The organism is Pseudoxanthomonas sp. LjRoot206, assembly GCF_056175725.1.
Genome location: NZ_JBGFFI010000001.1, coordinates 544545 through 566925, shown reverse-complemented (window position 1 = coordinate 566925; position 22381 = coordinate 544545). Strand labels below are relative to the sequence as shown.

Below are 22381 nucleotides of genomic sequence, written 5' to 3'. Positions count from 1 at the left end.
GTTCAGCTTTCCTTTCTCTGACGAATGAGCGACAGCGTTCCCTCCCCCTATCGCGGCCGCTTCGCGCCCTCGCCCACCGGTCGGCTGCATGTCGGCTCGCTGGTCGCCGCGCTGGGCAGCTGGCTGCTGGCGCGCCATCACGCAGGCACGTGGCTGGTGCGGGTGGAAGATCTCGACCCGCCGCGTGAAGTCCCGGGCGCCGCACAGCACCAGCTCGCCACGCTGGCCGCCTTCGGCCTGGTGTCCGACGAACCGGTGATCTGGCAGAGAACGCGTCATGCCGCCTACGCCGACGCCCTCGTGCGCCTGCTGGACGAGGGCAGCGCCTTCGAATGCCGTTGCAGCCGCAGCGAACTCGCGGCCAGCGGCGGCATCCACCGCGCCTGCGTCGCCCGCGATCACGCGCGCCGGCCCGCCGTGCGCCTGCGCGTACCGGACGGCACCCGGGTCGCCTTCCACGACGGCCTGCAGGGCGAGGTCGTGCAGGCGGTGGACCGCGAGGTCGGCGACGTCGTGCTGCGGCGGGCCGACGGTTTCTGGGCGTACCAGCTGGCCGTCGTCGTCGACGACGCCGCGCAGGGCATCACCGACATCGTGCGCGGCGCCGACCTGCTGGACTCCACGCCGCGGCAGATCCTGCTGCAACGCGCGCTCGGAGTGCCCACGCCGCGTTACCTGCACCTGCCGCTGATCGTCGATGCGCAGGGCGACAAGCTGTCGAAGTCGATGGCCTCGCTCCCGGTCGACGCCGCCGCACCCCTGCCCGCCCTGCGCGTCGCCTGGCAGGCGCTGGGCCAGGCGGCGGCCGTGGTCGCGGACGCCGTGACGGTCGATGTCGCGCTGCGTGCGATGACGCGCGAATTCCGCCCGGAACGCCTGCCCAATGTGAGGTCGATGACGTTCGCTGCAGCGCACAACAATCCTGTCGCGGGCGCTGTCTAGAATCGGGTGGCCGTCGGGCTGCGACGGTCCAAGGAGATTCCCCACATGACATCGCGCGTCGCCCTGGTCACCGGTGGCACCGGAGGTATCGGTACCGCCATCTGCAAGAAGCTGGCCGACATGGGCCACAAGGTCGCCACCAACTACCGCAACGAAGAGAAGGCGCGCGCGTGGCAGGCGCAGATGAAGGCCGACGGATACGACTTCGCGCTGGTGAAGGGTGACGTGACCTCGCCGGACGAAGCGCAGTCCATGGTGAAGGAAGTCGAACAGACCCTCGGCCCGGTCGAAGTGCTGGTCAACAACGCCGGCATCACCCGCGACGGCACCTTCCACAAGATGTCGGCCACCCAGTGGGGCGATGTCATCAACACCAACCTCAATTCGGTGTTCAACGTCACCCGTCCGGTGATCGACGGCATGCGCGACCGCAAGTGGGGCCGCATCATCCAGATCAGTTCGATCAACGGCCTGAAGGGCCAGTACGGCCAGGCCAACTACGCGGCCGCCAAGGCCGGCATGCACGGCTTCACCATTTCGCTGGCGCGCGAGAACGCCAAGCTCGGCATCACCGTCAACACGGTGTCGCCCGGTTATGTCGCCACCGACATGGTGATGGCGGTCCCGGAAGAAGTCCGCGCCAAGATCGCCGCCGACATCCCCACCGGCCGCCTCGGCAAGCCGGAGGAAATCGCTTATGCGGTGGCCTTCCTGGTGGACGAACAGGCCAGCTGGATCACCGGCTCCAATCTCGACATCAACGGTGGCCACCACATGGGCTGGTAAGCCCGTAGCGGCCTGCCTCGACCGTGTCCCCCGACGCCCCGCCAGGGGCGTCGTCCGTTTTTATGCTGCGCAGCATCTCTCGCTCCCTGAACAGGGAGTCCCTGCCTTGTGGCCTGTTGCAAGGGCTGTTGCGCTGCGTCATGCTGCCGTCATACGCGTTTAGAGCGAAGACTCAATGGCTGCGATCCGCATCATCAAGAAGTACCCCAACCGTCGTCTCTACGACACCGAGATCTCCAGCTACATCACCATCGAGGACGTGCGCCAGCTGATCGTCGATGGCGAGGACTTCGAGGTACGCGACGCCAAGACCGGCGACGACCTGACCCGCACCGTGCTGCTGCAGATCATCAGCGAACAGGAACAGGACGGTGAGCCGATCCTGTCCACCCAGTTGCTCAGCCATATCATCCGTTTCTACGGCGACTCGCTGCAGGGCTTCATGGGCAACTACCTGGAGCGCAGCATGCAGTTGTTCATGGAACAGCAGCAGCAGTTCCGCAGCCAGATGGGCAACCTGCTCGGCCAGACGCCGTGGACCATGATGAACCAGCTCACCGAGCGCAACATGGAGCTGTGGCAGGAATTCCAGCGCAACCTCACCGGCGGCATGGGCCGTCCGACCACGGTCAAGCCGAAGGAAACCCCGCGCGAGACGCCGAAAACGCGCGCCCGCTGATACCGAACGTAATGAAACCCGGCCCGCGCCCCGTTGCGCGGGCCTTTTTTTGAGCCGCGATACAGGAATTCCGCATGACGCAACGCATCGCCGTGGTCACCGGGGGCATGGGTGGGCTGGGGCTGGCGATCTGCCGGGCGCTGGCGCACGCCGGCCGCAAGGTGATCGCCGCCGACCTGCCCGCTTCGCCCGAACGGCTGGACCACTTCCGCGCCAGCACCGCCTCGCTGGACATCGAGACCGCCACCGTCGACGTGGCCGACTTCGACGCCTGCGCGGGGCTGGTGCAGGACATCGAGGCGCGCCACGGCGCGCTCGACATCCTGGTCAACAACGCCGGCATCACCCGCGACGCGACCCTGCGCAAGATGGACAAGGCGCAGTGGGACGCGGTGATCGGGGTGAACCTGGACAGCGTGTTCAACCTCTGCCGCCACGCCGTCGACGGCATGCAGGCGCGCGGCTTCGGGCGCATCGTCAACATCAGCTCGGTCAGCGGGCAGACCGGCAACTTCGGCCAGGTGAACTACGCTGCGGCGAAGGCCGGCCTGCACGGCTTTTCGATGTCGCTGGCGCGCGAAGTCGCGCGCAAGGGCGTCACCGTCAACAGCGTGTCGCCCGGCTATGTGGAAACGCCGATGACGCGCGCCATGCCCGATGACGTGCGCGACCGCACCGTCGCTGCGGTACCGGTCGGCCGCATCGGCCAGCCGGACGACATCGCGCGTGCGGTGGCGTTCCTCACCGCCGACGACGCCGGCTACATCACCGGCGCCAACCTGCCGGTCAATGGCGGCCTGTTCATGAGCTTCTGAGCGCCGGCTTCGCCCGACGCACCACCGACACGACAAGGATTCCCGATGAAACTCACTCCTCCCACCTTTGGCGTCTGGCTGATCGCGCTGCTGCTCGGCAGCGGCGGCATCGCCGCCAAGTTCGGCTACGTGCCGGTACTGGCGCCGCACGCGTTCTGGCTGGTGGTCGCCGGCTTCGGCCTGCTGGTCGCCGCCACGGTCTTCAGCAAGCTCTGACACCGGGTTGTATGCAGGCGGGCGGCGCGATACCGTCGTCCCGCCACGCTGCGTGGCCTGCTCAGGAAAGGTCGCATGCACGGTGTCCGTTCACCAGGATGGCTGATCGTCGTGATGGCACTGTCCGGCCTGGCCGGTTGCGCCACGCAGACCACCGCACGCGCCGATGCACCACGCTGCAAGCGTGTCGGCTGCATCGAGCCGGTGGCACTGGCGATGGCGAAGCCCGGTTCCAGCGTGCTGCTGGTCGGATGCGAGGGCGCGGTCCGCACCGAGCGTCGCTATGTGCTCGAACCCGCCGGCTGGACGCTGCAGATGTACGAGACCGGCATGTCGGGCCCCTGCCCTGCACCGCCAGCACCCTGACCCGTCATGGAGATGCTCGGGTCGTTGTTGTTCGACCTCTGGGCGAGGCCGCGCTTCGCCATCCCTACCCTGCTCGGTATCGCCGCCGGCGTCGCCGTGTTCTATCTGACCGGCAAGGAGCCCGCCTCCGCCGCCATGGCGCTCGGCTGCGGGCTGCTGGGCGTGGCGATCGGCTTCGTGCTGCATTACTTCCGTGATGCGCCGCGCGATCCGCGGGACTGAGGCTTACTCCAGTTCGAAGCGGTCGAACGCGATCTCCAGCGTCTCGAACAGGGTTTCGCCCAGTGCGGCATCCATCGACGAGGTCTGGTAGGCCGCCGGTCGCGCGCGCAGGAAGCGCCAGCGCATCGCCGGATTGCCCTGCTCGTCCAGCAGCGTCACCGCAATCGTGCGCCGCGCATCGCCGCCGTTGCGTGCTTCGTCCCACCACTGGTACCAGGCCAGCGATCCGATCACGCCCCGCCGCAGCACCAGGTGTCCGTAGTGCGTCAGCGTAGACAGCTTGGTCGCTTCGAGGGTCTTGTCGTTGCCGTTGCGGTACTCGTTGAGCTGCAGCCGCGCATCGGGAAACGTCACTTCGGACACGCCGCCCTGGGCGCCGTCCTCCCCGGTGCCGAGGTCGACGAGGAAGTTCATTCCGGCATACGGACGGTCACGTACTACGGCCATGGGCAGGTTCCATGTGAGGGAGGGAAGCCGGCGCTGGCGTGCCACCGACGTCTTTTCCAACGCAGAGATGCCGTGCCGGAGGTCAGCAAGGTGGCATTCGCGAGGCGAGCTCGCCTGTCGAGCCCCATCGATGGAGCCCCGAATCCCTCGCGCAAGGCTTGGAATGCCAAACCTCGGGCTCGGAAAGCCATCGATGGTATTCTGAGGGCGATCCCTTGGCACTCGAAGCGCGATCGATGGGATTTAGTGTGAGACGGATGACACTCCGAGCGCCATCGATGGCATCTTGAAAGCGATCGATGGCATTCGGAATCCCATCGATGGCTTTCAACGTGAGACGCGCCGGGCCCGGAATGCGATCGATGGCTTTCCGAGTGCCACACCCTGGCTTTCCGAGCCCGATCGTTGGCATTCCGTGTGAGACAAGAGGGTATCGAAGCCCCATCGATGGAGCATCGAGGGCCATCGATGGCGCCCGGAATGCCATCCCCGCCGACGGATGTGAGCCCGGACGACGGTCCGTCACGATCCCGCTGGTGCGACGCCCTATCCCGTCGCCTGCTGCCCGATCCACAGGCGGTTGCCATCCGGGTCGTCGATGCGGAACTCGCGCATGCCGTAGAAGGTGTCGTCCAGGTCGGGCACGTCCAGGCCGTTGTCGCGCGCCTGCCGGTGGAACGCCACCAGATCGTCCGGATACAGGTACAGCACCGCGCCGCGCGGGCCATCCGGATTGACGTTGATCGACTGGTCCAGCATCACCCGACACTCGCCCCAGCGCAGCTTCGCCCAGCCCCAGTCGTCGCGCCGATCCTCGACGGTGAACCCCAGTTGCTCGTAGAACGCGATCGCCCGCGGCAGATGGCGGACGGGTTGCATGGGGATGATGCGGGGGGACATGCAGATTTACTCCTGCGACGCGATGTGGCGGATGTAGACGCGATACCCCACCCAAGAAAACAAGGGCCCCAGGATGGGAGCCAACAGGATGAAAAGGCCGATACCTGCGTAGGCGCCCCCATCGCAAGGCGCTTCCGCTGGCACGCAGGTATAGGTCAGGCGAACCAACAGGCTCGCGCCCACGAAGCTAAGAAGTACGCCCGCAAAGAATCCGCCTACCACGAACAGCAATCTCGCAAGCATTGTCATTCCTCGAGCGCACGGAAGTTCGAGCCGGGCCGGTGCAGCTACGTAGGATGGGTGGAGCGAAGCGATACCCATCGTCAAGAAAATCGTCGTCCGAGATGATGGGTAGACCGGGTTCGCCGTTGGAGGCCGCCTTGGGCTCCATCCATCCTACAAACGATATCAGGGGGGACTGCACAGGCGCGCCGGCATCACCTCGCGAGGCAGCGGCAGTTGCAGGCGTTCACGCAAGGCATCGAATGCGGGCTTCGACAGGGGACCCTGTATTCCTTTCGCAGGCGCGCTCTCCGGCGAGTAGGCCATCTTGTCCACGACGAAATGGCGCGCATCGGCTGCCCGGCCGTCCGTCGCCTGCACCAGCGTGATGTAGCGCGCATCGGAAGCGACCGCGAAGACGCAGGCGTCGACGACGCGCGTCGAGGTGTCACCCTCCATCTTGTAAGCGAGATGAGCGCTCGATGGCGTGTCGATCCAGGCCACCACGAAGCGGCCATCCTCCCATCGCACGCCGGAATCGAACAACCCGCAGCCCGCGAACAGGAGCGACGCCGCGAGCACGCCCATGGCAACCGCGCGACGTGCCTGAGGCCTACCGATCACCACGACACGCACCTCATCTTCTCAACGCCTCGTTATCGTGGCTCCCGATCGGCTGGCCTGACAACCCGGCCTGCCGACCTCTCGTTGCGATCATGTTCAAAGCGATGGGTATTGCCTCGCTCCACCCATCCTACGTCGTGCGTCGCGCCTTACGCCTCGGCCCACACCACATCGATCCCCTTCGACTCGCCCACCGCAGTGCGCAGCAGGGCGACGAACTCGGCGCTGGCGCCTAGGCTTTCCAGCGCATCGATGGCGGTGTGCTCGACGTAGTAGTCCCGGTCCGTCGAGGACTCCTCTTCCATGTGGTCGACCAGCAGTTGGAAGTCTTCCTGCGAGATCGTGCCCAGCGCGCGGCCACTGTCCTTTTCGGTCAGACGAATGCTCATGCGGTCCTGCTCTCCTTGAGGGATGTGATGGAACTCAACGCGAAGGTGTCGGTGTCGGTGCGCCGAGGAAGGTCGCCAGGCCGCCGAGCTGGACGCCCTGCACCTTGTCCACGGCCGGTGCGAACTTGCCGAGGTCATCCGGGGTGTAGCCGCCGACGCGGTACCACAGCGTGATGCGGGTGCCGTTGTTCTCTTCGGCGAAGCGCCATTCCAGCGCCCCGTTCAAGCCCATGCCCTGCAGCGGGCCGAGGCCGCCGGTCATGCGCAGCAGCGTGCCGGGGTCGGTGAACGTCACCGTCATATGCCAGGCCTGCTGCGCGCCTTTGATCTCGCAGAAGCAGCCGCCGGCCTTGTCGCTGATCGAGAGCTTCGACGCATCGCCCCACCAGGTGTGCTCGGCCGGCCACCAGCGGCCGACGTCGTTCACCAGCGCCGCGTAGGCCGCCTGCGGCTTGGCGGGGACCCATGCCGAATTCTCGATGGTGAAACCGTCCGGCTTTGCGTCCTTGACCTCGGCATAGGCCGGCGCCGCGATCGCGCCCGCGATCAGCAGCACGTGGCGTAGCAGGCACTTCACTGTGCCGCGCCCTGCGCGCAGAACTTCTGCCGGTACTCCTTTGCCTTCGGCATCAGCGCGGTCAGGTTCTGGATGCGCGTGCCGGGGTTGGGATGGGTGGACGAGAACTCCGGCGGCGCCTGGCCGCCGCTGGCTTCGCTCATGCGCTGCCACAGCGGTACCGCCTCTTCTGGATTGAAGCAGGCCGCGGCGGCCAGCATCAGGCCCACTTCATCGGCTTGCGTCTCGTGTTCGCGCGCGTACGGCAACAGGTAGCCGTAGCCCATCGCGGCCATCACCATCTGCTGCTGTTGCGGGTCCATGCCGCTCATCGCGCCGGCCATCTGGCCGATCTGGGTGAGCTTCTGCTGCGACATGCGCTGCGCGCCATGGCGCAGCAGCGCGTGGGCGATCTCGTGGCCCATCACCACCGCGACCGCGTCGGCGTTCTGCGCCACCGGGATCAGGCCGGTATAGACCGCCATCTTGCCGCCGGGCAGGCAGAAGGCATTGGCCTGGTCGGACTGGATGACGTTGACGTCCCACTCGAAGGACTTCCAGTTGCCGCTGGGCTGGGTGCCCTTCTCCGCCGCGATGGCCGCTTCCACTTCCGGGATCTTGGCGATCAGGCGCTGGGCGATGGTGCGTACCTGCTGCGCGATCTGCGAATTCGGATCGACCGGGCGCTCCTGCTGCAGGATCTCTTCATAGGCCTGCAGGCCGAGGGCCTTCTCCTCCTCCACGCCGATCGAGTTGTCGATCAGCACCTTCTCGCCGGTATAGGGATCGACCACGCGGTTGCCGAAGTAGTAGCAGCCGCCGTAGATCAGGAAGCCCAGCAGGATCAGCCAGCGCAGGTTGCCGAGACCGCCGCCGCGCCGGCCGCCGCCCTGCCCGTATTGCGAACGCCCGTAAGGATCTTGCCTCATGCCCCTCTCCCTGGCGGCTAGATGCCGCGCACGACGCGGAAGCCCACCCGCGCATTAGTCATATCCGAATCCGAGGACGAACGCCATGCAGCCCGCGCCTGGGCCGGCGAGCTGGCCCAAGAGCCGCCGCGCACCACCCGCGACCGGCAGCCGGGATTGAACCACGCCGCGCCGTCGGCCGGCGCGCGCCGGTAGCTGGCGTGCCAGCAGTCGCCGACCCATTCGCTGGTGTTGCCGTCCAGGTCCTTCAGGCCGAAGGCATTGGCGCGGAAACGACCCACCGGTGCCGGCCCCCAGTAGCCGTCGCCGTAGCCGACGAAGGCGTTGTTCCACGTGCGCCCGCTGGGCGAGGCGTCGTTGCCGCCGGTCAGGTTGCCGACCCCGCGCGGCGGCTGGCCGTTGCCCCAGGGATAGCGGCCCTGCTCGCCCGCGCGGAGCGCGTATTCGAACTCGGCCTCGCTGGGCAGGCGATAGCCGTGGCCGGTCTGCCCGGCCAGCCATTCGGCATAGGCTTCGGCGTCGTACACGCTGACGTGCAGCACCGGCATGTCCTCGCTCGCGGGCTGGCCGGCGTAGTCCGAGCGCCAGTCCACGCCGCTGCGGCGCACGAAGTTGCCGCTGCGTTCGTCGTAGACCACCGAGTGCCCGCGGCGGGTCGCGCGCGGGCGGTACTGCGTGGCCTCGACGAAGCGGCGGAATTCGCCGACCGTCACCGGGTGCCGCGCCATGGCGAAGCCGCGGTCGAAGCGCACGTAATGCGCCGGCTTCTCGGCATCGGCCGCGCCGCTCTCTTCGTCGGCGGCGCCCATCAGGAAACCGCCATGCGGCACCACCACCATTTCCGGCCCGCGGCCGCCGTAGTGCAGGCCGTCGGTGAAGGCCTGGCCCGGGCGGAACTGGCCGTAATAGGTGGCCAGGTCGATGCGCTGGCGGAAGTCGGCCGCCACGCGGTTGCCGGGCTCGGCGATGCGCAGCACTTCGGTCAGCTTGATGCGCGCGTCCTTCAGGCCCAGCGGCGTGGCCATGTCGCGCACGCCGGCGTCGCGCAGTTCGACGATGCGCGCCAGGCGGATGGACTCCACGCGCACGCGCGCGTCGGCCACCGTCTGTGCGTCGTCGCGCACCTTGGCGGCATCGTCGAGCCAGCGCAGCGCGGTGGGGAAATCGCTGGCGAGCGCGGCGTCCTCGGCGTGGCGGATCATGGCGCTCTCGACCGCGGCCACGCCCTGCATCGCGCGCGCCTGGCCCGGTTTCCATTTCAGTACCTCGCGGAAGCCGGCCAGCGCACCGCCCCCGTCTTCGCCCAGCCGTCCTTCGCGCAGGGCGCGCTCGCTGGCCACGTTCAGCCGGGTGAGCTGGTCGACGTCATCGACCTTGGCGAGATACGCGGTGACCGCGCTATCGCCCGGCGCCACCGTGCGCGCGACCGCGGCGATCTGGCGCGCGCGGCGCAGCGACTCGGTGCGGTCCTGCGCGTGCCGCAGGGCCTGCGCGCCCTGCTCCAGCAGGCGATCGAGGCTGCGGCCCAGGCCGGTCTTCGCGCGTGCGTCGCCGGCGTCGAGGCGCTGCAGGGCGAGGTAGAGCGGGATGGCGTCGTCGGCACTGTCGAACAACCGGCCTTCCGACAGCGCCTTCGCGGCGCGCTGGTGCGCATCGGCCACGCCGTCGGATGCCAGCGTCACCGCGGGAGGACGCCAGTTCAATTCATCGACCGCGCTGTCGTCGCCGGTCACGGTGACGCTCGGCATGCGGACCGTGTCGGCGCCGGCATCCGCGCCCGCGGCATCAGCCGCATCGCGCGTACAGCCGGCGAGCCAGGGCAGCGACAACAACAAGGCGGCGAGGATCGCGCGCAAACACCCTCCGTGACGGGAGCCCGGCGGCCCCATGAGAGAATGCCGGCGGACAGTGCCGGCAGACGATACCGGCTGGACCGGGACCTTAGGTTATTGTCCCCTGACTGAGCAAACGAAGCATCACGCGGAGATGACGTGCCCCACTGGATCGACACCCCTGCCGCGCTGGATGCGCACCTGCAACGCCGGCCGACGCGGATCGGCCTGGATACCGAATTCGTCCGCGAGCGCACCTTCTGGCCGCAGCTCGCCCTCGTGCAGATCGCGATCGACGACGATGTACTGCTGGTCGATCCGCTGGCGCCCGGCATGACCGACGCGCTGCGGCCGTGGCTCACCGATACCTCGATCACCAAGGTGATGCACAGCGCCAGCGAGGACCTGGTGGCGTTCAAGGTGGCCTGTGATGCGCTGCCGGCGCCGCTGTTCGACACCCAGATCGCGGCCGCGATCGCCGGCGTGGCCGCCGGCATCGGCTACCAGAAGCTGGTAGAGCGCGTCACCGGCGTGGCGCTGGCCAAGGGCGAGACCCGCTCCGACTGGCTGCGCCGGCCGCTGAGCGACGCGCAGCTGCACTACGCCGCCGACGACGTGCGCTACCTGTTCGCCATCCACGATGCGCTGCAGGCGGAGTTGGCGGCCACGGGCCGGCAGGCCTGGGTCGAGGAAGACTGCGCGCGCTTCGTCGACAACGCGGCGCACGACGACGGCGAGCGCTGGCCGCACCTGTCGATGCGCAGTGCGCAGTTCCTCGAGGTGGACGCGCAGCGCCGGCTGGTGCGCCTGCTGCGTTGGCGCGATGTGCAGGCGCGCGCCAGCGACAAGCCGCGCAGCTGGATCCTGGACAACGAGCTGGCGGTGGCGCTGGCGCGCACGCCGCCCGCGGACAAGGCGGCGCTGCTGCGCCTGTTCGACACCCAGCCGAAGGCCCCGCGCAAGCTGGCGGACGCGGTCTGGCAGGCGCTGGAGACGCCACTGGACGATGAATCGGCGATGCCGGTGGCCCGTAACGCCAGCGACGACGACAAGGCGCAGCTCAAGCGCCTGCAGGATGCGGTGTCCGCGCGCAGCCAGGAGCTCGGCCTGCCGGACGGCGTGCTGGCCTCGCGCCGCTACCTGGAGGCGCTGCAGGAGTCCGGCCAGTGGCCGTCGGCCCTGTCCGGCTGGCGGCGCCGTGAACTGGAGCCGGTACTGGCCCCGATCCTGGGCGCCCGAGGCTTGGCACAGGCGATTCCTGCGGGCTAGAATGGCGCCGCTCTTGTGGGGCCATAGCTCAGCTGGGAGAGCGCGTCGTTCGCATCGACGAGGTCAGGAGTTCGATCCTCCTTGGCTCCACCACTTACACGAAGCCCCGCTCACGCGGGGCTTTTTGTTTTGTGGGGTGGGGCCGCTCCGATGGTGGGCGCGGACCGTCTCCGGACACCGACGGTGCACGACTTTCCCGATCATTTCGCTACAGCGCCCGCTTCAACTGCATTGATGAACAGTCAGACGTCGCTCGCGACGGAGCGCACCAACGTGATGTGCTTGCAGTCCTCGGACTCCAATACCCAACCGGCGCTCGGCGTGTCGATCATAACGCCCTCGCTGAACTCTGTTCGGAACCAGTCTTTCCCCAACTCGTCGTCAGCGAAATCACCCGTGCTGATGACGAAAACAACGGTAGCCAGTTGCTCGTCGTCATGCCACCGTACCAAGTCTCCACGACGGACAGGAGTTTTTGTTCCCGGGTAACAAGGCGTTGTCATGACATGGTCGAAGCCTGAATCAAAGTCGCGCAGCAGATCGGCGTGGAGGCAAGGTCAGAACCCATGCGACCTCGCAAGTCGACCACTCTCCGACAACGTGAGCTCTTGGCGTTCTTTGAAGTCTAGGAAGCGATAGCTGGCTGATTGCCCCACGTTGTCCACGTAGTACTGCATGTCTTCCAGATTGAACCAAGTTCTGGCGACCAGCTTCGGTGGTTGCTGCCCAAGATCGATAGCAACGTAGCGTTGTGCTGGATGACGATGAAAGCCTGAAGGAATCACCACGCCGCTGTTGTTGCACCAGGCTTCAATATCCTTCCTCATGATCTCTCCCGGATCCATGGCCGGCGCCCAACGACTTGGCAGTCGGATCCTGAATCAGTCGCACAACTAACCTACTCGGACCTACTACGAAACAAAAAGGCCGGGCGATCGCCCGGCCTCCGTTTACCGCGAACTCTTCTTTTCCTGCTTGTCCGCCCGCTTTTCCTTCAGCGTCTTGGCAGGCTTCTTCTTCTCTTCTTTCTTCTTGTCCAGGCCCTTGGCCATGTCCGCATCCTCTGGTCGGTATCGACGGCCGGATGATGGCACCTGGGCGGTCCGGATGCGAGCGCCGGATGCAGTTGGCCGGACCTTCCGGCACGACGGTACGGCTGCCCCTGCCACCCCCACAAAGAAAAAGCCCGCCGGCAGGACGCCGACGGGCCGGGAGAGCACGGGTTACGTGATCAGAACTTGTAGCTGACGCCCAGCAGGTAGCTGCGGCCCCATTCGACGTATTCCAGCGGACGATCCTTGGTGCCGGCGTAGGTCTGGTAGGCCTCGTCGGTCAGGTTGCTGGCCTGGAGCAGTACGCTCAGGCCGCCGAGCGCATGCCCGTCCGGGAACGAGTAGCTGACCTGCGCGTCGGTGATGTTCTCGCCGACCACGTAGCGCAGCGTGCGGTTGCCGTTGAAGTTGCCGATTTCGCCGATGAAGTCCGAACGGCGACGCTGGTTGACGCGCGCTTCGAAGCCGTTCTTCTCGAAGTACACCGTCAGGTTGTAGACGCGCTTGGACAGGCCCGGCAGGTCGATATCGCCGCCGCCGACGCTGGAGGCGCTTTCCGGATCGCGGATCTGGATGTTGCTGTCGTTGAACGTGGCGCTGGCGACCACACCGAAGCCCTGCAGCGCGTCGGTGAACATGTCGAACGGCAGCGAAGCCGTCAGTTCCAGGCCCTGCAACGTACCGCCCTCGCCGTTCACCGGCCGCGTGTAGCTGCCGATCGGATCGACACCGATGCCCGGGTTGTTCGTGCTCGGCGGGATGTCCGGCGTATACGCGGACAGGTCGTAGAACGGATCGGTCTGGGTGTAGATGTAGTTCCGCAGATCCTTGTAGAAGTAGGCGGCGGCGACGTAGGCCTTGGTGCCGAAGTACTTCTCGTAGGACACGTCGAACGCGTAGGCACGCCACGGATCCAGCAGCGGATTGCCACCGCTGGCGAAGCTGTTGCGCAGGCCGTTGTCCTGGTCGGGACCGTCAGACGCCGACACTTCCAGCGACGCGCGCAGCTGGTCGACGCGCGGACGCGCCACCTGCTTGGCCAGGGCGACGCGCAGGGTCTGGTCGCTTTCGAAGCCGAACGCCAGGTTCATGCTGGGCAGCACATCGGTGAACGTCTTGCCCATGTGAATCGGCTGCGGATCGCCACCGCCACTGAGGCGGATCGCGTCGGACGACTGGTCGACACGCTGGACCTGCACACCTGCGTTACCACGCACGCTGACGTTGCCCCAATCAGTGTTGATGTTGCCGCGCAGGTAAGCAGTCGTGGTCTTTTCCCTGACGTCCCAGGACTTGGCGACGAGATAGTCCGCATCGGTATTCGGCCGGAAGACCATGTAACGCGCGACGGCGGCCGGAACGTTCCAGGACGGGATGTAGCCGACACCGGCAAAGCTCAGGTCGACCGGCCGGTACTGCAGATCGGAAGCAATCGTCGTCTCCCCCTGTGGACCGAGGTTGATGTTGCCCTCAGGCTGGCGCTTGTTCTTCTCGCGGTCCGCGTAGTTCAGGCCGACATCGATGTCCGACATCCACGACAGGAACGCGGGCGCCGGGAATGAGGCCGCCAGCTTGCCGGTACGCAGCTCATCGACCACGTTCGGCACCTTGCCGTAGCCCGAGCCATAGATCGTGTTGGCCAAGTACAGCGAGTCCGGATTCGAATAGTCGCGCCCCGGGTTGATCTGCGAGAAGCCGTTGTTGCGGATCTGCAGCTGCAGCGTATCCAACTGCGGCGAAGGCAGCAGCTGCGTGTTGTTCTCGAGGTTGAGCTCGTCGCGCTTGGCGCGCGACCAGCCGATGTCGGTAATGATGCGCGCCGGGCCGGCGGTGAACTCGTTGTTCCAGCCGAACGCGTTGATCTCGTCCTCGCGCTTGTTGTACATGCCACGCACCAGCGGGTAGACATTGCCCATGGTCCCGCCGGTGAATGTGTTGCTGCCATTGATGGACGGGTTGGTGACCTGGAGCCGGGTCGCGCCATTCGTCCCGTTGTAATCGCCGATATGCACTTCGAGCTGGTTGGCCGTGTCGACCTGCTCGGCTTCCGAATGGAACAGGTCCAGCGTGCTGGTCCAGGCATTCGAGGGACGGAACTGCAGGGTCGCCATCACGCCGTCGCGCTGGGTCTCGCCGGTGCGGCGCAGCGCCTTGATGCCGTCGGAGTAGAACGTGCCGGACGGCACGCCCGGGCGCCAGTTGTCGCCGATCGCCTGCCACGGCTCGTACAGGCCGACCTGGTTTTCCTGGATCGGGGTGGTGGTGTGCGAATAGCCGATCGAGAAGCCGAACGTGCGCGCCTCGTTCTGGGTGATGTAACTGGCGTTGATGCGCTCGCCGTAGGCGGACGAATCCGCCGCCGCGCCCAGCGCGTTACGTTGGCCGCGCACGCCGACCGTACCGACAGGCGCGTCGAAACTCAGCGGACGCACGGTCTGCATGTCGATCGTGCCGGACAGGCCCTGGCCGATGAGGCCGGCATCGGGCGTCTTGTAGACGGTCACGCCGGCGACCAGTTCGGACGGGTACTGGTCGAACTCGACGCTGCGGTTGTCGCCGGTGCTGACCATCTCGCGACCGTTGAGCGTCGTGGTGGAGAAGTCGGGCGACAGGCCGCGCACGCTGATCACCTGCGCACGACCGGCCACGCGTTGCGCGGCGAGGCCCGGCAGGCGACCGATGGATTCGCCGATGCTGACGTCGGGCAGCTTGCCGATGTCTTCGGCGGACACCGCTTCGACGATGGAGGTGGATTCGCGCTTGACCGAGATCGCGCTCTCGATGCCGCGGCGGATGCCGGTGACGACGACGGTGTCGAGGTCGGTCGCGTCGGTCTGGTTCTGGTCAGCCGGGGCATCGGCCGTCTGGGCCTGTACGCCGGTCGCGGTGAGCGCGATGGCGGACGCCAACGCCGCGCTCAGCAGGTTGCGCTTGAAATGCATGTTCCCCTCTCCAAGGACGTTGTATGCGATGAACCGGGTACGTCGCACGATGCGATCGCCCGGGTCTGCCACGCCGGGGCATGCGCCCCGAAACGTGCGGCCATGGTAGTGGCGTGCGCGGCCGCACAAATCGCGCTGCATACGTATTCATGCATATTTTCGCGAGCGTCCGTAACTCGCGTTCCATACGGAAAAACAGGCGCCAGAACGGCATCGCCGTCGCGTCCGGACACGATTCATGAATGCCGCTCACGCGAGCGGCGCTCGATGCCTCCGACCCACGGTCGGGGCGCTGGAGATCAGGCGATCGTTGCGAAATACACGCCGCGGGGAGGCAGCGAGAGCGTGCTGCCGTCCTGCATGACGCGCTGCAGGCCATGGCCTTCCAGTGCGTCGGCGACGAGGCCGTCCGGCAGCGGCCACTGCACGGCAGCAGCGGACAGGTTGAACACGACCAGAATGCGCTGTGCGCCCTCTTCACGCACGAACGCGAGCACCGGCTCGGGCGCATCGAGGAAGCGGATGCTGCCACTGCGCAGCGCGGGTTGTGCGCGCCGCCACGCAAGGAAGCCACGGACGAGATTGAGGACGGATGCCGGATCGGCGTCCTGCGCGGCAACATTGATGGCGCGATGCTCGGAGGGAATCGGCAGCCAGGGCTGGCCCTGGCTGAAGCCCGCCTGGCTATCGTCATTCCACGGCATGGGCGTGCGGCAGCCGTCGCGGCCCTTGAAGTTCGGCCAGAACGTCTTGCCGTAGGGATCCTGCAGCGCCTCGTACGGCACGTCGGCTTCCGGCAGGCCCAGTTCTTCGCCCTGGTACAAGCAAACCGAACCGCGCAGCGAACACACCAGCGCGACCAGCTGCGCCGCCAGCGCCGGCGACGCATCGCCGTTGCCCCAGCGCGTCACCGCACGCTGCACGTCGTGATTGGACACCGCCCAGCACGGCCAGCCTTCGGCCATCGCCGCTTCCAGCCGCTCGACCGTCGCGCGGATGTAGGCCGCGCTGCCATCCTCGGTCAGCAGCTCGAAGCTGTAGCCCATGTGCAGGCGCTGGTCGGTGACGTATTCGGCGGTAGTCGCCAGCGAATCTTCCGACGAGATCTCGCCGAGCGCTGCCGCATCCGGATAGCGGTCCAGCAGCCCGCGCAGGCGCTCCAGGAAGGCCACGTTCTCCGGCTGCGTGTTGTTGTGGTAGTGGTACTGGTAGGCGTAGGGATTGTCGGGACTGAAGCCGCGACCGACGCGCTTGTCCTTGGGCTTGGGCGGGTTGTCGCGCAACTGCGCGTCGTGGAAGCAGAAGTTGATCGCATCCAGCCGCAGGCCATCGACGCCGCGGTCCAGCCAGAACTGCACGTTGTCGAGCGTGGCCTGCTGCACCGCCGGGTTGTGGAAGTTCAGGTCGGGCTGGCTGGCGAGGAAGTTGTGCAGGTAGTACTGCTCGCGGCGCGGTTCCCAGCGCCAGGCGACGCCGCCGAACAGCGACATCCAGTTGTTGGGCGGCGTACCGTCTTCCTTCGGATCGGCCCATACGTACCAGTCGGCCTTCGGATTTTCGCGACTCTCGCGGCTCTCCTTGAACCAGGCATGGTCGACCGAGCAATGGCTGAGCACCTGGTCGATCATCACCTTGACGCCCAGCGCATGCGCCTTGGCCAGCAGGCGATCGAAGTCGGCGAGTGTGCCGAACAGCGGGTCGACGTCGCGGTAGTCGGCGATGTCGTAACCGAAATCGGCCATCGGCGATTTGAAGAACGGCGAGATCCAGATGGCGTCCACGCCCAGGCCGGCGATGTAGTCGAGCTTCTCGACGATGCCCGGCAGGTCCCCTACCCCGTCGCCGTTGGTGTCCAGGAAGCTGCGGGGGTAGATCTGGTAGATCACCGCGCCGCGCCACCAGTTGTTCTTCGTCATCGATGCACCTGTCGCAATGCGTAGCGCACCCCTCCGGTGCGCTCGGCGGGCGCCACTATTCCACGGCACATCCGGATGCGCGCAGGCCGGTCGTCATCGACGCGCATGAATACGTATGCAGATGGCGGTGGGCGGAGAAGGCGCGCCGATCGACCCAGGACGCCTCTCCCGCGCATGAGTGCGGCTGAAACGTAGATGCAGCAAAGGTTTTCCACGCGCAGGCACGGCGCGACGCTGCATGGATGCGGTCACCGTCGGACGTCGGTGTTGTTTGCGGTGCAGCATGGAATCGGCCGCGCATGCCGGCAAGATGCCGCGACGCTCGCCATCGCATGCGTGCACTCCGACCGCCTCGCACCATCAGGGAACCCGAATGACCGCCAAGCCCCGCCTGTCCTTCTGGCAGATCTGGAACATGTCGTTCGGCTTCCTCGGCATCCAGTTCGGCTTCGCGCTGCAGGGTGGCTTCATGTCGCGGATCTTTCAGACGCTGGGCGCGGAGAAGGATGCCCTGCCGTTGCTGTGGATCGCGGCACCGCTGACCGGCCTGCTGGTACAGCCGGTGATCGGTTACTTCAGCGACCGCACCTGGCATCCGTTGCTGGGTCGTCGTCGTCCCTACTTCCTCGCCGGCGCGATCCTCAGTTCGATCGCCCTCGTCTTCATGCCGCACTCGCCGACGCTGTGGATCGCTGCCGGCCTGCTGTGGGTGCTGGACGCCAGCATCAACATCAGCATGGAACCGTTCCGTGCGCTGGTGGCCGACAAGCTGCCGGAAAGCCAGCGTTCCTACGGGTTCGTGCTGCAGACGCTGATCATCGGCATCGGCACGTGGGTGGCCAGCAACCTGCCGTGGTTCATCACCCAGCTCGGCGTATCCAACGAAGCAGGCCCGGGCGTGGTGCCGCCGTCGGTGAAGATCGCCTTCGCCATCGGCGCCTTCATCTTCATGGCGAGCATCCTGGTGACCATCCTCACCACGCGCGAGTATCCGCCGGAGGACATGGAGCGCTTCCGCGCCGAGAAGCGCGCACAGGGCAACGTCGCCAGCGAGATCGTCCGGCATGTCATCCAGATGCCCGCGCAGATGCTGCGGCTGGGCGTGGTGCAGTTCTTCAGCTGGCTGGCGTTCTTCGCGATGTGGAGCATGGCGACGCCCGGCCTGACCGAACATGTGTTCAAGGCGCCCGCGCCGGATCCGGCGGCGTTCGACATGACGGTGCCGGCACAGGCCGCTGCATTCCAGTCGGCGAACGGGGCCTTCCAGGATGCCGCCGACCTGGTCGGCTCTTACATGGGCTACTACGGCCTGTCGTCGATGCTGGTGGCGCTGCTGCTGAGCTTCTACGCGGCTCGCCTGCCGCTGAACCGCAAGGCCGTGCACGCCGGCTCGCTGGTACTGGGCGGCATCGGCTTCCTGTCGATGTGGTTCGTGCCGCAGCCGTCGTGGCTGATCGGCTCGTTCGCCCTGGTCGGCGTGGCGTGGGCCAGCATCCTGTCGATGCCGTATGCCCTGCTGTCCAGCCATGTGCCGGCCGACAGGATGGGCATCTACATGGGCATCTTCAACATGTTCATCGTCATCCCGCAGATCGTGGCCGCCACGCTGCTCGGCCCGGCGTTGCGCGGCCTGTTCGACAACCAGGCGATCTTCGCCCTTGTCATCAGCGGCGCCAGCCTGCTGCTTGCGGCCCTGTCGCTCGCAGGCGTGCGGGAAACCCACGACACCCCTCTTTCAGCGCAGCCGCAGGTGCATTGATGCGACGTCCCCGCCCTCGTCCTTTCGCCCTCCTGCTGGCATCGCTGCTCGGCGCGCCTGTTGCATACGCGGCCGACGACTTCTACGGCACCACCGAGCCCTTCGCGAAGGAAGCGGTCTACTTCGTGCTGACCGACCGTTTCGTCAATGGCGATCCGTCGAACGATCATCGAGATCAGGGCGGAAATAATCCCACGTTCGACCGCCCCACCCCGGGCGCGCCGGAAGGCCGGGCCGACAACGTCGGCTACCTCGGCGGCGACTTCAAGGGCGTGCTGGACAACGCCGGCTACATCCGCGACCTCGGCTTCACTTCGGTCTGGGTCACGCCCATCATCGACAACCCCGACGAGGCCTTCACCGGCGGCGAGGAAGTGAAGTGGGCTGGCATGTTCACCGACCGCGGCAAGACCGGCTACCACGGCTACTGGGGCATCAATTTCTACACGCTGGACGAACACCTGCCCAGCGAAGGCCTGGACTTCGCCGGCTTCACCCGCGGCATGAAGGACCGGAAGCTGGACGTAGTGCTCGACATCGTCGGCAACCATGGCTCGCCCGCGTATTCCATGCCGAAGATGCAGCCGCAGTACGGCAAGGTCTGGGACAAGGACGGCACGCTGGTCGCCGACCACCAGAACCTGGACCCGGACAGGCTGGATCCGCGCCGCAAGCCGATGCACGCGTTCTACAACACCGGCGGCGGACTGGCGCAGCTGTCCGACTTCAACGAGAACAATCCGGCGGTGATGGAGTACCTGGTCGGCGCCTACGAGCAGTGGATCGACCAGGGCGCGGCGGCCTTCCGCGTGGACACGATCGCCTGGATGCCGCATGCGTTCTGGAAGGAATTCGCCGATCGCATCCGCGCGAAGAAGCCGGGCTTCTTCATGTTCGGCGAGAACTTCAACTACGACGCCGCCAGCATCGCCGGCCATACCTGGACGCGCAATGGCGGCTACAGCGTGCTGGACTTCCCGCTGAAGGGAAAGCTGACCGAGGTGTTCGAGAAGCCTGGCACCAGCTACGAGGAGATCGGCAAGGCGCTGTACCTGGAAGACGGCCCCTACGCCAATCCGTACGACCTGATGACGTTCTACGACAATCACGACATGGCGCGCATGAACGCCAACGACAGTGGTTTTATCGATGCGCATAACTGGCTGTTCACCGCACGCGGCATCCCGGTGATCTACTACGGGTCGGAGACCGGCTTCGAGCGCGGCCATGCCGAGCACGCGGGCAACCGCAACTACTTCGGCCAGGAACGCATCGACGCCGCGCCGCAGAGCCCGATCTTCGCGCCCCTGAAACGCATCGCCACCCTCCGTCGGGACACGCCGGCGCTGCAGCGCGGCCTGCAACTCAACGTGCGCCTGAAGGGCGACCAGGCGATCTTCTACCGCGTGCTGCAGCACGACGGCGTCAACCAGACCGCGCTGGTGCTGCTCAACAAGAGCGATGCGGCCACGAAACTGTCGGTCTCCGAGTATCTGGAGGCAGGCACCTGGCGCGACGCGTTCACCGGCAAGACCCAGCGCGTGCACAATCGCCTGCAGGCGGAGGTGCCGGCGCACGGCGTGCGTGTCTTCCTGCTGGATGACGCGATTACCCGGACCGATACCCGTGCACGTCTCGCCGAACTGATGGCACGCAAATCGCCGAAAGCGGATTGAATCAATGTCTTCTGTAGAAGCGACGCAAGTCGCGAGCTTCAACCAGAAGCGACCTGTGCGCGCATCGGCACGCTGGAGACGGCATGTCCTCGGAAACGGGGACGCCAGGGGAGCTGATGGCGTGCGGTCGCGACTGACATCGCTCCTACGAAAGCAGGATCATTTCACTGCGGTCGATCCGCGCAGCGCCAGCTTCACGGGGATCGTCCGGCTTTCAACGGGCTCACCATTGATCAAGGCCAGCAGCGTCTCGACCAGCAGTGCGCCGGCAAGCTTGGTGTCCTGCTGCACGGTGGACAGGCCGGGATTCATGAAACTGGCCAACGGGATGTCGTCGAAGCCGGCCACTGCGACATCATGCGGCACGCGCCGGCCATGCTCGAGCAGCGCCTTCATCGCACCCACCGCGATCAGATCACTGGCACCGAAGACCGCATCGAACTCCGCGCCACGCGCCAGCAGCGCGCCGGCGGCCTCGTAACCCGACTGCTCGGTGGTGACCGCATCCACCTGAAGCGCGGGATCGGCTATCAGGCCTGCAGCTTCAAGCGCCTGTCGATGGCCAAGGTAGCGCTCGAAGAATTCCGGATAGTGGTTCGACGCGTGTCCGAGGAACGCGATGCGGCGACGCCCCTGTGCGATCAGGTGCGACGTGATGTCATGCCCACCCTGGGAGTTGTCGCAACCGATCGACACCCCCGGCGTACCGGACTGCACCGCACCCCATCGGACAAAGTGCGTGCCCTGCTCGACCAGCCTTTCCAGCCGGCTACGCGACTCGAGGTAGTCGCCATACCCCAACAGGATGATGCCGTCGGCCTTCTTGCTGTCCTCGTAGTCCGCCTGCCAGTCGTTGGACAACTGCTGGAACGAGATCAGCAGGTCGTAACCGCGCAAAGCGCAGGCGCGCGTGATACTGCCCAGCATGGACAGAAAGAACGGGTTGATCGCCGACTCGTCCGGCGTCGGGTCTTCGAAGAACAGCAGCGCCAGCGTGCCGGAGTGCTGGCGCCGCAGGTTGGAGGCGTTCTTGTCGACCTTGTAGTTGAGCTGTTCGGCGATGGCGAGGATGCGCTTGCGCGTCTCCTCGTTGACCATCGGGCTGCCGCGCAGCGCGCGCGACACGGTAGGCTGGGACACGCCCGCCAAGTGGGCGATGTCCAGCGAGGTGGCCTTCCCCTTGATGGGCGCGATCACGAACGGCTGCGGCTATGGGCGACGGAGGTCAGGATCATGCCACGCCCGGCCCCCGGCGGCGATCCGGAGGTGCGGGCAGGTTCGCAAGAATTCCTGCTCATGACATCGCTCCCACAACAGCCCCGCGGGTCAGGCAGTGCCTTGGTCCGCCCGCGCGGTGCCGTGCAGCTGTACGCCCTCGGCGTCGGTGACACTGACGGACACGTCGATGCCGTGGCGCACGCTCTCGGTCACCACGCAGAAGTTCTCGAACTGGGCCAGGATGCGCTCCAGCGACGCGTGCGCCGTGCCGGACTCGGCCAGCCGGATGTCGGCATGGAGGTGACCCACCCGCAGCCTGCCCTGCTCGTTGCGCACCAGTTCCGCCGTGGCGTGCGTGACCAGCCTGGCGGGCGTGTTCTTGAACTTGCGCAGCGCGAACAACAGGCTGGCCGACAGGCAGTTGGCCACCGCCGCTACCAGCAGCCGCGTCGGATTCGGGCCCTCGCCCTTGCCCAGCGGCGGCGGCTCGTCCGCCATCAAGTCGGCGATGGTGGTGTCGTCGAAGCGGATGCGGAAGCTGTAGTCCTCTTCCTGTTCCAGGGTGAGGCTGATGCGTTGGGGATCACTCATGGTCGGCTCACGCAGGGTGCTGGCGGGTCAGAA

Annotated in this window: 22 protein-coding genes and 1 tRNA gene; 11 read left to right on the top strand and 12 right to left on the bottom strand. The window is 66.4% G+C overall.

Annotation, left to right across the window (positions count from 1 at the left end; translation table 11 throughout):
• Nucleotides 1-24 precede the first annotated feature (24 nt).
• The 7 genes from gluQRS to AC04MD_RS02855 all read left to right on the top strand — a co-directional run bounded on the left by gluQRS (nucleotide 25) and on the right by AC04MD_RS02855 (nucleotide 4026).
• On the top strand, nucleotides 25-942 hold the full coding sequence (gene gluQRS, locus AC04MD_RS02885) for a tRNA glutamyl-Q(34) synthetase GluQRS (protein WP_475495814.1): 918 nt from the start codon (nucleotides 25-27) through the stop codon (nucleotides 940-942).
• A gap of 45 nt (nucleotides 943-987) precedes the next feature.
• Nucleotides 988-1728: an acetoacetyl-CoA reductase gene (gene phbB / locus AC04MD_RS02880; RefSeq protein ID WP_475495813.1), complete on the top strand. Its 741-nt coding sequence runs from the start codon at nucleotides 988-990 to the stop codon at nucleotides 1726-1728.
• Between the two features lie 175 nt (nucleotides 1729-1903).
• Nucleotides 1904-2407, top strand: coding sequence for a polyhydroxyalkanoate synthesis repressor PhaR (phaR, locus tag AC04MD_RS02875; RefSeq protein ID WP_475495812.1), 504 nt, complete (start codon nucleotides 1904-1906; stop codon nucleotides 2405-2407).
• 74 nt (nucleotides 2408-2481) lie between these two features.
• Nucleotides 2482-3222, top strand: coding sequence for an acetoacetyl-CoA reductase (gene phbB, locus AC04MD_RS02870; RefSeq protein WP_475495811.1), 741 nt, complete (start codon nucleotides 2482-2484; stop codon nucleotides 3220-3222).
• Between the two features lie 45 nt (nucleotides 3223-3267).
• Nucleotides 3268-3438, top strand: coding sequence for a hypothetical protein (locus AC04MD_RS02865; protein WP_475495810.1), 171 nt, complete (start codon nucleotides 3268-3270; stop codon nucleotides 3436-3438).
• A 75-nt stretch (nucleotides 3439-3513) separates the two neighbouring features.
• Nucleotides 3514-3804 carry a hypothetical protein gene (locus AC04MD_RS02860; RefSeq protein WP_475495809.1) on the top strand — a complete coding sequence of 97 codons (291 nt, stop codon included), beginning with the start codon at nucleotides 3514-3516 and terminating at the stop codon, nucleotides 3802-3804.
• Between the two features lie 6 nt (nucleotides 3805-3810).
• Nucleotides 3811-4026, top strand: a complete 216-nt coding sequence (locus AC04MD_RS02855) for a hypothetical protein (RefSeq protein WP_475495808.1) — start codon at nucleotides 3811-3813, stop codon at nucleotides 4024-4026.
• 3 nt (nucleotides 4027-4029) lie between these two features.
• On the opposite strand, the gene AC04MD_RS02850 is transcribed toward AC04MD_RS02855, so the two are convergent.
• The 7 genes from AC04MD_RS02850 to AC04MD_RS02820 form a co-directional block, all read right to left on the bottom strand.
• Complete coding sequence (locus AC04MD_RS02850; protein WP_475495807.1) at nucleotides 4030-4473, bottom strand: phage tail protein; 444 nt, start codon at nucleotides 4471-4473, stop codon at nucleotides 4030-4032.
• A gap of 546 nt (nucleotides 4474-5019) precedes the next feature.
• A complete protein-coding gene (locus AC04MD_RS02845) occupies nucleotides 5020-5373 on the bottom strand; it encodes a VOC family protein (RefSeq protein WP_475495806.1) in 354 nt (117 codons plus the stop codon).
• A gap of 408 nt (nucleotides 5374-5781) precedes the next feature.
• Complete coding sequence (locus AC04MD_RS02840; RefSeq protein ID WP_475495805.1) at nucleotides 5782-6183, bottom strand: hypothetical protein; 402 nt, start codon at nucleotides 6181-6183, stop codon at nucleotides 5782-5784.
• A gap of 185 nt (nucleotides 6184-6368) precedes the next feature.
• Nucleotides 6369-6608, bottom strand: coding sequence for a hypothetical protein (locus tag AC04MD_RS02835; RefSeq protein WP_475495804.1), 240 nt, complete (start codon nucleotides 6606-6608; stop codon nucleotides 6369-6371).
• Between the two features lie 34 nt (nucleotides 6609-6642).
• Entirely contained in the window at nucleotides 6643-7185 is a 543-nt protein-coding gene (locus AC04MD_RS02830; RefSeq protein WP_475495803.1) for an SRPBCC domain-containing protein, read from the bottom strand.
• Complete coding sequence (locus tag AC04MD_RS02825; protein ID WP_475495802.1) at nucleotides 7182-8093, bottom strand: M48 family metallopeptidase; 912 nt, start codon at nucleotides 8091-8093, stop codon at nucleotides 7182-7184. Before AC04MD_RS02825 ends, AC04MD_RS02830 begins: the two co-directional genes overlap by 4 nt.
• 17 nt (nucleotides 8094-8110) lie before the next feature.
• Nucleotides 8111-9982, bottom strand: coding sequence for a formylglycine-generating enzyme family protein (locus tag AC04MD_RS02820; RefSeq protein ID WP_475495801.1), 1872 nt, complete (start codon nucleotides 9980-9982; stop codon nucleotides 8111-8113).
• Nucleotides 9983-10084: 102 nt separating this feature from the next.
• Here AC04MD_RS02820 and rnd point away from each other — a divergent pair, with 102 nt between their 5' ends.
• Nucleotides 10085-11194: a ribonuclease D gene (gene rnd / locus AC04MD_RS02815; RefSeq protein ID WP_475495800.1), complete on the top strand. Its 1110-nt coding sequence runs from the start codon at nucleotides 10085-10087 to the stop codon at nucleotides 11192-11194.
• 17 nt (nucleotides 11195-11211) lie between these two features.
• A tRNA-Ala gene (locus AC04MD_RS02810) sits at nucleotides 11212-11287 on the top strand.
• A 464-nt stretch (nucleotides 11288-11751) separates the two neighbouring features.
• Here the strand turns inward: AC04MD_RS02810 and AC04MD_RS02805 are convergent.
• From AC04MD_RS02805 to AC04MD_RS02795, 3 genes are all read right to left on the bottom strand, one after another.
• A complete protein-coding gene (locus AC04MD_RS02805) occupies nucleotides 11752-12021 on the bottom strand; it encodes a hypothetical protein (protein WP_475495799.1) in 270 nt (89 codons plus the stop codon).
• 404 nt (nucleotides 12022-12425) lie between these two features.
• Nucleotides 12426-15188 (bottom strand): TonB-dependent receptor, encoded by a 2763-nt coding sequence (locus tag AC04MD_RS02800; protein WP_475495798.1) that lies wholly within the window; start codon nucleotides 15186-15188, stop codon nucleotides 12426-12428.
• A 299-nt stretch (nucleotides 15189-15487) separates the two neighbouring features.
• Nucleotides 15488-17104 (bottom strand): alpha-glucosidase family protein, encoded by a 1617-nt coding sequence (locus tag AC04MD_RS02795; protein WP_475495797.1) that lies wholly within the window; start codon nucleotides 17102-17104, stop codon nucleotides 15488-15490.
• A gap of 373 nt (nucleotides 17105-17477) precedes the next feature.
• Here AC04MD_RS02795 and AC04MD_RS02790 point away from each other — a divergent pair, with 373 nt between their 5' ends.
• A complete protein-coding gene (locus AC04MD_RS02790; RefSeq protein ID WP_475495796.1) occupies nucleotides 17478-18863 on the top strand; it encodes an MFS transporter in 1386 nt (461 codons plus the stop codon).
• Nucleotides 18863-20539 (top strand): alpha-amylase family glycosyl hydrolase, encoded by a 1677-nt coding sequence (locus AC04MD_RS02785; RefSeq protein WP_475495795.1) that lies wholly within the window; start codon nucleotides 18863-18865, stop codon nucleotides 20537-20539. The genes AC04MD_RS02790 and AC04MD_RS02785 overlap by 1 nt, the downstream gene beginning before the upstream one ends.
• 159 nt (nucleotides 20540-20698) lie before the next feature.
• Here the strand turns inward: AC04MD_RS02785 and AC04MD_RS02780 are convergent, their stop codons facing one another.
• On the bottom strand, nucleotides 20699-21733 hold the full coding sequence (locus tag AC04MD_RS02780) for a LacI family DNA-binding transcriptional regulator (RefSeq protein WP_475496160.1): 1035 nt from the start codon (nucleotides 21731-21733) through the stop codon (nucleotides 20699-20701).
• A 132-nt stretch (nucleotides 21734-21865) separates the two neighbouring features.
• Nucleotides 21866-22348: an OsmC family protein gene (locus AC04MD_RS02775; protein WP_475495794.1), complete on the bottom strand. Its 483-nt coding sequence runs from the start codon at nucleotides 22346-22348 to the stop codon at nucleotides 21866-21868.
• Nucleotides 22349-22381 lie beyond the last annotated feature (33 nt).

Excerpts from the sequence above, each read along its gene's own strand:
- gluQRS (WP_475495814.1), top strand. The coding sequence starts at position 25 with ATGAGCGACAGCGTTCCCTCCCCCTATCGCGGCCGCTTCGCGCCCTCG.
- phbB (WP_475495813.1), top strand. The coding sequence starts at position 988 with ATGACATCGCGCGTCGCCCTGGTCACCGGTGGCACCGGAGGTATCGGT.
- phaR (WP_475495812.1), top strand. The coding sequence starts at position 1,904 with ATGGCTGCGATCCGCATCATCAAGAAGTACCCCAACCGTCGTCTCTAC.
- phbB (WP_475495811.1), top strand. The coding sequence starts at position 2,482 with ATGACGCAACGCATCGCCGTGGTCACCGGGGGCATGGGTGGGCTGGGG.
- AC04MD_RS02865 (WP_475495810.1), top strand. The coding sequence starts at position 3,268 with ATGAAACTCACTCCTCCCACCTTTGGCGTCTGGCTGATCGCGCTGCTG.
- AC04MD_RS02860 (WP_475495809.1), top strand. The coding sequence starts at position 3,514 with ATGCACGGTGTCCGTTCACCAGGATGGCTGATCGTCGTGATGGCACTG.
- AC04MD_RS02855 (WP_475495808.1), top strand. The coding sequence starts at position 3,811 with ATGGAGATGCTCGGGTCGTTGTTGTTCGACCTCTGGGCGAGGCCGCGC.
- AC04MD_RS02850 (WP_475495807.1), bottom strand. The coding sequence starts at position 4,473 with ATGGCCGTAGTACGTGACCGTCCGTATGCCGGAATGAACTTCCTCGTC.
- AC04MD_RS02845 (WP_475495806.1), bottom strand. The coding sequence starts at position 5,373 with ATGTCCCCCCGCATCATCCCCATGCAACCCGTCCGCCATCTGCCGCGG.
- AC04MD_RS02840 (WP_475495805.1), bottom strand. The coding sequence starts at position 6,183 with ATGGGCGTGCTCGCGGCGTCGCTCCTGTTCGCGGGCTGCGGGTTGTTC.
- AC04MD_RS02835 (WP_475495804.1), bottom strand. The coding sequence starts at position 6,608 with ATGAGCATTCGTCTGACCGAAAAGGACAGTGGCCGCGCGCTGGGCACG.
- AC04MD_RS02825 (WP_475495802.1), bottom strand. The coding sequence starts at position 8,093 with ATGAGGCAAGATCCTTACGGGCGTTCGCAATACGGGCAGGGCGGCGGC.
- AC04MD_RS02820 (WP_475495801.1), bottom strand. The coding sequence starts at position 9,982 with ATGGGGCCGCCGGGCTCCCGTCACGGAGGGTGTTTGCGCGCGATCCTC.
- AC04MD_RS02805 (WP_475495799.1), bottom strand. The coding sequence starts at position 12,021 with ATGAGGAAGGATATTGAAGCCTGGTGCAACAACAGCGGCGTGGTGATT.
- AC04MD_RS02800 (WP_475495798.1), bottom strand. The coding sequence starts at position 15,188 with ATGCATTTCAAGCGCAACCTGCTGAGCGCGGCGTTGGCGTCCGCCATC.
- AC04MD_RS02795 (WP_475495797.1), bottom strand. The coding sequence starts at position 17,104 with ATGACGAAGAACAACTGGTGGCGCGGCGCGGTGATCTACCAGATCTAC.
- AC04MD_RS02790 (WP_475495796.1), top strand. The coding sequence starts at position 17,478 with ATGACCGCCAAGCCCCGCCTGTCCTTCTGGCAGATCTGGAACATGTCG.
- AC04MD_RS02785 (WP_475495795.1), top strand. The coding sequence starts at position 18,863 with ATGCGACGTCCCCGCCCTCGTCCTTTCGCCCTCCTGCTGGCATCGCTG.
- AC04MD_RS02775 (WP_475495794.1), bottom strand. The coding sequence starts at position 22,348 with ATGAGTGATCCCCAACGCATCAGCCTCACCCTGGAACAGGAAGAGGAC.